This is a genomic window from Komagataeibacter diospyri (genome assembly GCF_043995075.1).
Taxonomy (GTDB): domain Bacteria; phylum Pseudomonadota; class Alphaproteobacteria; order Acetobacterales; family Acetobacteraceae; genus Komagataeibacter; species Komagataeibacter diospyri.
In genome coordinates, this window is sequence record NZ_CP171836.1 from 2,858,629 (window position 1) to 2,867,500 (window position 8,872).

General features: G+C 62.5%; 12 protein-coding genes (1 of these 12 cut by a window edge). 8 read left to right on the forward strand and 4 right to left on the reverse strand.

Annotation, left to right across the window (positions count from 1 at the left end; all coding sequences use genetic code 11):
- The first annotated feature begins 24 nt into the window (after nt 1-24).
- The 8 genes from ACE2AA_RS13430 to ACE2AA_RS13465 all read left to right on the forward strand — a co-directional run bounded on the left by ACE2AA_RS13430 (nt 25) and on the right by ACE2AA_RS13465 (nt 6,049).
- Entirely contained in the window at nt 25-615 is a 591-nt protein-coding gene (locus ACE2AA_RS13430; RefSeq protein WP_141261884.1) for a histidine phosphatase family protein, read from the forward strand.
- A 114-nt stretch (nt 616-729) separates the two neighbouring features.
- Nucleotides 730-1,350, forward strand: a complete 621-nt coding sequence (locus ACE2AA_RS13435; protein ID WP_141261885.1) for a 50S ribosomal protein L25/general stress protein Ctc — start codon at nt 730-732, stop codon at nt 1,348-1,350.
- A gap of 38 nt (nt 1,351-1,388) precedes the next feature.
- Complete coding sequence (pth, locus tag ACE2AA_RS13440) at nt 1,389-1,961, forward strand: aminoacyl-tRNA hydrolase (protein WP_141261886.1); 573 nt, start codon at nt 1,389-1,391, stop codon at nt 1,959-1,961.
- A 6-nt stretch (nt 1,962-1,967) separates the two neighbouring features.
- Nucleotides 1,968-3,062, forward strand: coding sequence for a redox-regulated ATPase YchF (ychF, locus tag ACE2AA_RS13445; protein WP_141261887.1), 1,095 nt, complete (start codon nt 1,968-1,970; stop codon nt 3,060-3,062).
- A gap of 72 nt (nt 3,063-3,134) precedes the next feature.
- Entirely contained in the window at nt 3,135-4,394 is a 1,260-nt protein-coding gene (locus ACE2AA_RS13450) for a glutamate-5-semialdehyde dehydrogenase (RefSeq protein ID WP_395372214.1), read from the forward strand.
- Nucleotides 4,395-4,400: 6 nt separating this feature from the next.
- Nucleotides 4,401-5,042, forward strand: coding sequence for a nicotinate-nucleotide adenylyltransferase (locus ACE2AA_RS13455; protein WP_395372215.1), 642 nt, complete (start codon nt 4,401-4,403; stop codon nt 5,040-5,042).
- 95 nt (nt 5,043-5,137) lie between these two features.
- Nucleotides 5,138-5,587, forward strand: a complete 450-nt coding sequence (rsfS, locus tag ACE2AA_RS13460) for a ribosome silencing factor (RefSeq protein ID WP_141261889.1) — start codon at nt 5,138-5,140, stop codon at nt 5,585-5,587.
- A 3-nt stretch (nt 5,588-5,590) separates the two neighbouring features.
- The gene (locus ACE2AA_RS13465; RefSeq protein ID WP_141261890.1) at nt 5,591-6,049 is read left to right on the forward strand and encodes a 23S rRNA (pseudouridine(1915)-N(3))-methyltransferase RlmH; all 459 of its coding nucleotides are present in this window, start codon (nt 5,591-5,593) and stop codon (nt 6,047-6,049) included.
- 28 nt (nt 6,050-6,077) lie between these two features.
- Here ACE2AA_RS13465 and ACE2AA_RS13470 read toward each other — a convergent pair whose 3' ends face one another.
- The 4 genes from ACE2AA_RS13470 to ACE2AA_RS13485 form a co-directional block, all read right to left on the reverse strand.
- A complete protein-coding gene (locus ACE2AA_RS13470) occupies nt 6,078-6,839 on the reverse strand; it encodes a CHAP domain-containing protein (RefSeq protein WP_193557703.1) in 762 nt (253 codons plus the stop codon).
- A gap of 320 nt (nt 6,840-7,159) precedes the next feature.
- Nucleotides 7,160-7,510, reverse strand: coding sequence for a RidA family protein (locus tag ACE2AA_RS13475; RefSeq protein ID WP_141261891.1), 351 nt, complete (start codon nt 7,508-7,510; stop codon nt 7,160-7,162).
- Between the two features lie 79 nt (nt 7,511-7,589).
- Nucleotides 7,590-8,228, reverse strand: a complete 639-nt coding sequence (locus ACE2AA_RS13480; RefSeq protein ID WP_395370116.1) for a nucleotidyltransferase family protein — start codon at nt 8,226-8,228, stop codon at nt 7,590-7,592.
- Nucleotides 8,225-8,872, reverse strand: the 3' portion of a protein-coding gene (locus tag ACE2AA_RS13485; RefSeq protein ID WP_395370118.1) for an XdhC family protein. It continues 441 nt past the right edge of the window; 648 of the gene's 1,089 nt are visible here — the last part of the coding sequence; the start codon falls outside the window, past its right edge; its stop codon occupies nt 8,225-8,227. The genes ACE2AA_RS13480 and ACE2AA_RS13485 overlap by 4 nt, the downstream gene beginning before the upstream one ends.

Genomic DNA, 8,872 nt, shown 5'->3' on the forward strand with positions numbered 1-8,872 from the left:
GGTGTAACAAGAAGGAACGACCCCATGACTGACCTGATTGCCCGGCCTTACTGGTATCTGCGCCATGGGGAAACGGACTGGAATGCACAGGGGCGTTCACAGGGACGGACCGATATTCCGCTGAACCAGACCGGCATAAGGCAGGCCGAGGCTGCCGGCCTGCTGCTGGCGAAGCACTGGCATGACCATGCGCCAATCGTGCGGATCGTGTCGTCACCGCTGATCCGCGCGCGCCGGACGGCGGAAATCGTGGCCGACCAGCTGGCGGCCAACGGTGCGCCCCGGCTGGAGGTCGCGCTGGATGACGGACTGAAGGAAGTCTGTTTCGGTGACGAGGAAGGCAAGCCCATGGGGACATGGTACGACAGCTGGATCGCGGGCGATTACACACCGGCCAATGGCGAAAGTTTTGCCGATCTGCGTGAACGTGCGGTATCGGCCGTGAACCGGGCGCTGGAAAAAGACGGCGTGCCGCTGATCGTCTGCCATGGCGCGATGTTCCGCGCCCTGCGTTCGGCCATGCATCTCAAGCCCAACGTGCGCCTGCCCAATGCGACGCCGATGTGGGCCGAGCCGGGACCGACGCCAGTGTGGAACCTGACCGCACTTTCCTGAAAAACCGGGCGCGGACGGCCTTGGGTGATTGCATCGCACGCGGTTTTCCGTTAAACGCCGCGCACGCGCTGGCACCCCTGGAGGCCTGCGCGCTTGTGTTTCAGGAGCAAACAAGTGACCAAATTCACCAAGATCGAAGTCTCTTCGCGCGCGAAGGCTGGTAAGGGGGCAGCGCGTGCAACGAGGCGTGCCGGCCACGTGCCCGGCGTTATCTATGGCGGCGGCCAGGAACCCATCCTGATCGCGCTTGACCCCCGTATCGTGCACCGTGAGCTGCATAAGGCCGGCTGGCGTTCGCGCATCTATGACATCTCCGTTGAAGGGGGCGCATCCGTGCACGCCCTGCTGCGTGAGATCCAGCTGCACCCGGTGACCGATGCGCCGCTGCATGTTGACTACCAGCGTCTGGCCGCTGGCCATAAGGTGCACGTGGAAGTGGAAGTCCGCTTCACGGGTGAAGAAGTTTCCCCCGGTGTGAAGCGCGGTGGTGTGATGAACATCGTCCGCCACACGGTGGACGTGGTGGTTGATCCGGCCAACATTCCGGAATTCTTCACCGCCGACCTGTCCAAGCTCGACTTCCACGACAACGTGCGCTGGGAAGACCTGAAGGGCACGGAGCATGTCACCCCGGTGCTGCAGGACAATAACTTCGTGATCGCCAACGTCGCACCGCCGAGTGTTGATGAAGAGGCCGAAGCCGCTGCAGCCGCCGAAGGCGAAGCCGAGGGCTGATCCCTCCCGCCGCCACACACCTGACAGGAGGATGAACGATGCTGCTCTGGACCGGTCTTGGTAACCCCGAGACGGGGATGAGCCGGAATCGTCACAATGTCGGGTTCATGGCGGTGGACCGGATTGCCGACCGCCACGGGTTCGCCCCGTGGCGGAAGCGCTTCCGGGGTGAAATCGCGGAAGGGATGATCGGTCGGCACAAGGTGCTGCTGCTCAAGCCCATGACGTATATGAACCTCTCGGGCGAGAGCGTTCAGCAGGCAGCCGCTTTCTACAAGCTGCCAGCCGATGCCATTACGGCATTCCATGACGAACTTGACCTTGAGCCCGGGCGCATCCGCGTAAAGCGTGGCGGCGGGGCGGCAGGGCATAACGGCCTGCGGTCGATGGACCGCATGCTGGGCACGAAAGAATACTGGCGCGTACGGCTGGGCATCGGGCATCCCGGCAGCCGTGAGCGTGTGACAGGCCATGTGCTGGGCGACTTCTCCCGCACGGACCGCGAGTGGCTGGACCCGATGCTTGACACGCTGGCTGATGAAGCCGTGCTGCTGGCGGACGGGAAGCCGGAACTGTTCATGACAAGAATGGCCGCGCAGGCCGGGGAGTAAGGGCGTATGGGCTTTAACTGTGGCATCGTGGGCCTGCCGAATGTGGGTAAATCCACGCTGTTCAACGCCCTGACGGAAACGGCGTCGGCACAGGCCGCGAATTATCCCTTCTGCACGATCGAGCCGAATGTCGGCCGTGTCGCGGTGCCGGATGCGCGGCTGGCCAATCTGGCGCGCATTGGCAAATCCCAGAAGATCCTGCCCACCAGCCTTGAATTCGTCGATATCGCGGGCCTTGTGCGTGGTGCGTCGCGCGGGGAAGGGCTGGGTAATCAGTTCCTGGCCAATATCCGTGAGGTGGATGCGATTATCCACGTCCTGCGCTGTTTTGAAGATGACGACATCACTCATGTCGAAGGGGGCGTTGACCCCATCCGCGATGCGGAAATCATCGAGACCGAACTGATGCTGGCCGACCTCGAATCGCTGGAAAAGCGGATTGTGGCGCTGCAGAAAAAAGCGCGTGGCAATGACCGTGAAGCCGCAGCGCAGGTCGAACTGATGGAACCGCTGATCGAAGCCCTGCGTGAAGGCCGGCCCGCGCGCGAGGCGATTCCGGCAGGGCAGGAAGAAGCGGTGCGCCGCCTTCAGCTTATGACCTCGAAGCCCGTGCTGTACGTGTGCAACGTGGATGAAGGGTCGGCTGCGACAGGTAATGAATTTTCCGAACGCGTCCGTGCCCGCGCCGAAGCGGAAGGGGCAGCCATGGTTGTGGTCTCTGCCGCGATCGAGGCCGAGGTCAGCCAGCTTGGCGCGGAAGACCGGGTTGAATTCCTCGAAGGTCTCGGCCTGAAGGATAGCGGGCTGGATCGCGTGATCGCAGCTGGCTACCGCCTGCTGGGCCTGAACACCTATTTCACCGTTGGACCCAAGGAAACGCGGGCCTGGACCATTACCGAAGGCACCAAGGCCCCGCAGGCCGCAGCTGTCATTCATAATGATTTCGAACGTGGCTTCATCGCCTGCGAAACCATAGCATATGATGACTATATTGCCTGCAATGGCGAAGCCGGTGCGCGTGAAGCGGGCAAGCTGCGGATCGAAGGGCGGGATTACGTGGTGCAGGATGGTGATGTCCTGCTGTTCCGCTTTAACGTCTGATACGGGCGTCGTGCCCGTTCAGCGATAGTATGTAAGGAGTGACGGATCATGGATCAGGCTGTTGCAACCCCCATGCGGGCCGACGCACCGCAGCCGGACGTGATCTGCGCCATGGCCATTGCTGCCCGCGGCGCAGGTCGCGTACTGGCCCGCAGCACGACAGAAACCCGCAACAAGGCCCTGATGGCTGCCGCAGATGCCCTGCGCGCCAGCCAGTCTGAACTGCTGGTGGCCAATGCGCGTGACGTGGCGGCCTTTACCGGGGCTGCGGCTTTCCGTGACCGGCTGACGCTCAACCCCGAACGGGTCGAGGCAATGGCGAAGGGACTGGAACAGGTCGCCAGCCTGCCGGACCCTGTTGGCCACGTCATGGCGGAATGGGACCGGCCCAACGGCCTGCGCATCCGCCGCGTTGCGACCCCGGTGGGTGTGATTGGCATGATTTACGAAAGCCGTCCCAATGTGGGGGCTGACGCGGCTGCCCTGTGCATCAAGTCCGGCAATGCCGTGATCCTGCGCGGCGGGTCGGATAGCCTGAGCAGCGCGCGCGTCATTCACGCCGCCATGCAGGCGGGGCTGAAGGCGGCTGGCCTGCCGGTTGAATGCGTGCAGATCCCGCCTGACGCCGACCGCGCGCATGTTGCGTCCATGCTGGGGGCGGCTGGCCTGATCGACCTGATCATCCCCCGTGGGGGCAAGTCGCTGGTCGAGCGTGTGTGCGCCGAGGCGCGGGTGCCGGTGCTGGCCCATGCCGAAGGGTTGTGCCACACCTATGTCCATGCCGCCGCTGATCTGGAAATGGCGCGGCGGATCGTATTGAACGCCAAGCTGCGCCGTCCTGGCATCTGTGGCGCGACCGAGACGCTGCTGGTGGACCAGGCGATTGCGCCCAAGATCCTGCCCGGCCTGATCGAGGATCTGGCCACCCGTGGCTGCACGTTCCGCGCCGATGCCCGCGCGCGTGACATCGTGCCCGACCTGCCTGCCGCGACCGAGGATGATTTCGCCACCGAATGGCTGGATGCGATTCTGTCCGTTGGCGTGGTGGATGGCGTGGAAGACGCGCTGGCCCATATCGCGCGTTACGGCAGCGCCCATACCGAAGCGATCGTGACCGAAGACGAGGTGGCGGCGACCACCTTCCTGAACGGAACGGATAGTGCCGTGGTCATGTGGAATGCGTCCACCCAGTTCTGTGACGGGGGGGAATTCGGGTTTGGTGCGGAAATCGGCATTGCCACCGGACGGTTCCATGCCCGTGGCCCGGTCGGGCTGGAGCAGCTGACAACCTATCGGTACGAGGTAATCGGCACCGGACAGGTCCGGCTCTGATCCTTGCTGACGGGCGTGGGTGATGTCCTGCCTGCCTGTGGTGACGGGCGGCATATGCGTGTCGGCCTGCTGGGTGGTTCGTTCAACCCGGTGCATGAAGGCCATGTCCAGCTTGCCTGCCGTGCGTTGCGGCAGCTTGGGCTGGATCAGGTGTGGTTCCTTGTTTCACCGGGCAATCCGCTCAAGCCGGTGGCGGGCATGGCGCCCCTGTCGCAGCGACTGGCGCTGGTCCGCGCGCGGATACATGGCGTGCGGGGGCGTGGGTTGCTGGCGACCGATATCGAAAGCCGGATCGGTACGCGGTACACCGTCGATACGCTGCGCCGCCTGAAACAGCTTTTCCCGCATGTGCAGTTTGTCTGGCTGATGGGGGCGGACGGGCTGGCGCAGATGGGACGATGGCGGCGATGGCGGGATATCGTAAGTATGGTTCCGCTCGCGATTCTGCCGCGACCGGGCTATAATCCTGCCGCATTGCACGGTCAGATTGCCCGCAGGCTTGCGCGCTGGAGGCGACCGGCACGACAGGCGGGCATACTGGCTACATGCAGGCCACCGGCATGGGTCTTTCTTCCCGCGCCGCAGAACGCTATATCAGCAACACAAATACGTGCATCGCAGGCCAATTCCGGCCACCGACGGGAGTAACAGCCATAACCAGGAAGCCTTCAGCCGAGAGTGGCGCCAAGCGCCGGACCGGCAGCACCCTTTCCGCGGGACAGCCACGCGTCAACGCGGCGTCATTGGGCAGTGCCGTGCAGGTGCCAGGCACGCCGCGCAAGAAGGCCGCCGTGGCTGGCCCGGTGTCTACTGACACGCGCGAAGCCGACCCCCGCGTGGAACAGTTTCTGGAAATCATCACCACCAGTCTGGAAGATGACAAGGCCGAGGATATCGTGGTCATCGACCTGACGGGGCGCGCATCCTTTGCCGACCGGATGGTGATCGCGACGGGTATCGCAGACCGGCAGATCGCGGCCATGGCGGCCCATATCGATCGCAAGCTGGGTGAGGTCGGGCACAAGCGCGTGCGGACCGAAGGGGCCAGCGGTTCCGACTGGGTGCTGCTGGATGCGGGGGATATCGTTGTGCATCTGTTCAAGGCGGAGGCGCGTGCGCTGTACGGTCTGGAACGGATGTGGGGCGCGGATCTGGATGTCCCGCCGGAGGCGCCAGCAACACCGGTGGACTGACCGGTGTTCCATCTGATTGCCGTGGGGCGCATGAAGGACCGGGTGGAGCGCGACCTGTTTGATCGTTATGCCAACCGGCTTTCGCCGCGCATCAAGCTGGTCGAACTGCCGGAAGGGCGCGGCGCACCCAATGAAATCAAGCGCAGGGAAGGGCAGGCGATCCTGGCCGCATTGCCCGACCGCGCGATTGTGGTGGCCATGGATGAAGGGGGCCGGACATATGACAGTCTGGCCTTTTCGCGTGCGGTAGAACAGTGGATCGAGACACCACGCCCACTGTGCTTTGTCATTGGCGGGGCGGAAGGGCTGGACGCTGCTGTGGTGCAGCGTGCCGATCATACGCTTTCACTGGGCAAGATGACATGGCCGCACATGCTGGTGCGCGGCATGCTGGCGGAACAGCTTTACCGTGCCCGTGCCATTTCATCCGGGCATCCCTATCACCGGGCCGGACGGCCCTGATTACAGGACCACAGTCTCTTTTATTTGATTACCGGACGGAACGATTCGGTGCGTCATCCGTATAGGCAAGGGATGAGGAGGCGTGACCGACGATGCCTTCGGGCGCTTCGGCCACTTCCGTGCTGTTGTGGCGCGTTGTCGTGTGACCGGAAGCCCGCGCCATGACGGGCGGGTTGCGCATGGCTTTCTGATAGGTGCTCAGCATCATGTTCGATGTCGTATCGGGTCGGGCGTAGATGAAGCCATAGGTCGGATAAATGCTGCCAAACGCACCGTTACGGCTGTTCAGCGCCACGCGCACGGCCGACCAGTCATTGTTGGGCGATACGTCAATCACCGGAACATCCCGGCTGATCCCGCGCTGCCCCCAATGGGACTGGTCAATGACGATGGTGCGGCTGTTGACGACCTGACGGACAACGGCCACATGGCCGAGTGGCATGCGACGGGTGCCGCGGAAGTTCAGGACACTGCCTTCTTCCGGCGCATTACCACGGGCGTAACGCCCGGCAGCCTTGTACCACCAGTCAACGGCATTGCCCCGGATTTCAACATCCGACGCCGACTTGGCGAAGGCTACGCACTGGATGACATGCCCACGTTCATGCGTAGCACGCGTGACGCGATGGTAGCTGGTGTTGTGCAGGGTGGTGCTATGATGTGCGGCAGCAGGATGCACATGGCTGACATGCCGGGTGGTGCTGGCATGTCCCTGTTCCGAAAACATGAACCCGAACGTGGCACCAAGAACGGAAAGCAAAACGCCACGCTTCATGTTTCTGATCCACATTGTCCGCAATCTCTCCACCACATTGGGGTGATTCTCTGATAACCCGCTCACATCGTGTTCATCGAGTAGCAAGCCCATTGCAAGTCTGACAAGCCTGCGCTGTGGCGGATGAACAGCAACGCTGCATATTTCACCCAAAAACTTCATCTGACAGGAAAAATAGGAATATATTCTTTATCCGGACTATTTATTCCCTGTTTTCCAATCGCTTATGTGTGAGAAATCAAAGGGGAGAACATAAGTGGAATGATTCTCGGGAAGCGGGAAAGTTGCAAAAATGTGACATGTTTATCAACCGACTTTCCCGCATCCCGTCGGCCTTATTTGGTAGCGATCACCATGATTTCGACCAGTACGTCGGGGTGGGCCATCTTGGCTTCGACGCAGGCACGCGCGGGTGCGCCATCCTTGGGCAGCCACGGGCCCCATACCGCGTTCAGCGCATCACGGTCATTGATGTCCTTCAGCCAGATCTGGGCCTGCAGCAGGCGGGTGTTGTCAGTGCCGTGCAGTTCCAGCGCAGCGTCAATCTGGGCCAGAATGTCCTTGGTCTGGGCCGTGACGTCGGCGGACAGGTCGCGGGCCACGAATCCCTGCGTGAACAGGAAACCATGGTATTCCACCACTTTGGACAGGATAGCGTTGGGTTCGGTACGGATAATCTTGCTCATGTCTTGATCCTGGTTGGTTTGCAGGCACGCGGATGGCCGCATGTCCTGTCTTCTCTCTTTGCGCCGGCAGGGGCTGAGGTCAACCGTCCGTAAAACAGCGTGCGAAATCTGCCAGTCGGGCCGGGGTATCAAAGTCTGCTGTAATTTCCGGTCCGGCCGTAACCCGCAGCATGTCGGGTTCATGCCGGCGTATCAGTGGACGTGCCCCCTGGTCACCCGTCAGATGCATCAGGGTAGGGAATAAGCTACGGCTCCACAGAACCGGGTTGCCGCGCCTGCCGTCATGCACGGGCAGCACGCCAGGATGATCCGGACCGGTCAGGAAAGCGTCGATCATGCGATCGATCAGGGCCGTGCCGATCAGCGGCATGTCCCCCAGACAGACCAGCGCCCCCGCCACTGCCGGGTACGTGCCGGCGGCGTGTATGCCTGCGGACAATGTCTGGGACAGGCCGCAGGCATGGTCGGGTGCCGTAATGAAACGGGGGGCGTTCTGTGCTGGCATGTCCGTTGATGCGGCGGACCGAATTTCGGCCGCGCGGTGTCCCAGCACGACAATCACCGGGTTGGCCCGGCTGGCGGTGATGGCGCGTAGGGTGCGGGCAATCATGGGCAGGCCCGTGGCATCGGGGGTCAGCAGCTTGTGTAGTGGGGCGGTGCGGCTGGAACAGCCTGCCGCCAGTACGATGGCGGCAATGCCCAAACTGCCCCGCGTCATGTCCAGCCCGATATCCGTCCCAGCGGTTTATTGTGGCGCACGGCCACGATTTCAGCCAGAATCGACAGGGCAATTTCTGCTGCTCCCACTGCCCCGATGGCAAGGCCGACAGGACCATGGATACGGGCGATCTGTTCGGTGGAAAAACCGGCTTCGCGCAGTCGCTCGACACGCGATGCCTGTGTTTTGCGCGATCCCAGCGCGCCAATATAAAAGGCGTCGCCATTCAGGGCATATTGCAAGGTGGGATCATCCAGCTTGGCATCGTGCGTCAATGTCACGATGGCGGTCTGGTTATCCACCCCCAGTCGCGCCATCGTTTCATCCGGCCAGTCGGTTTCCAGCGTGATGCCGGGAAAACGTTCAGCGGTTGCCAACTGGGTGCGAGGGTCGATGACCGTCACGCTGAATCCGGTGGTCTGCGCCATGGGGGCCAGCACCTGCGCGATATGCACCGCACCGACGATCAGCATGCGTGGCGGCATGGGAATGAGGTGGAGAAACCACAGGGCCTGTCCGGCCTCATCTTCCAGTCGCAGGCTGCGGCCTGTTTCAAAAACGACCCGCGCACGGGCGGTCAGCCGCGTATCAAGGTCGGACGTGGCATGGACATCGGGTGCGGTATCGGTCTGGTACAGAAGGCG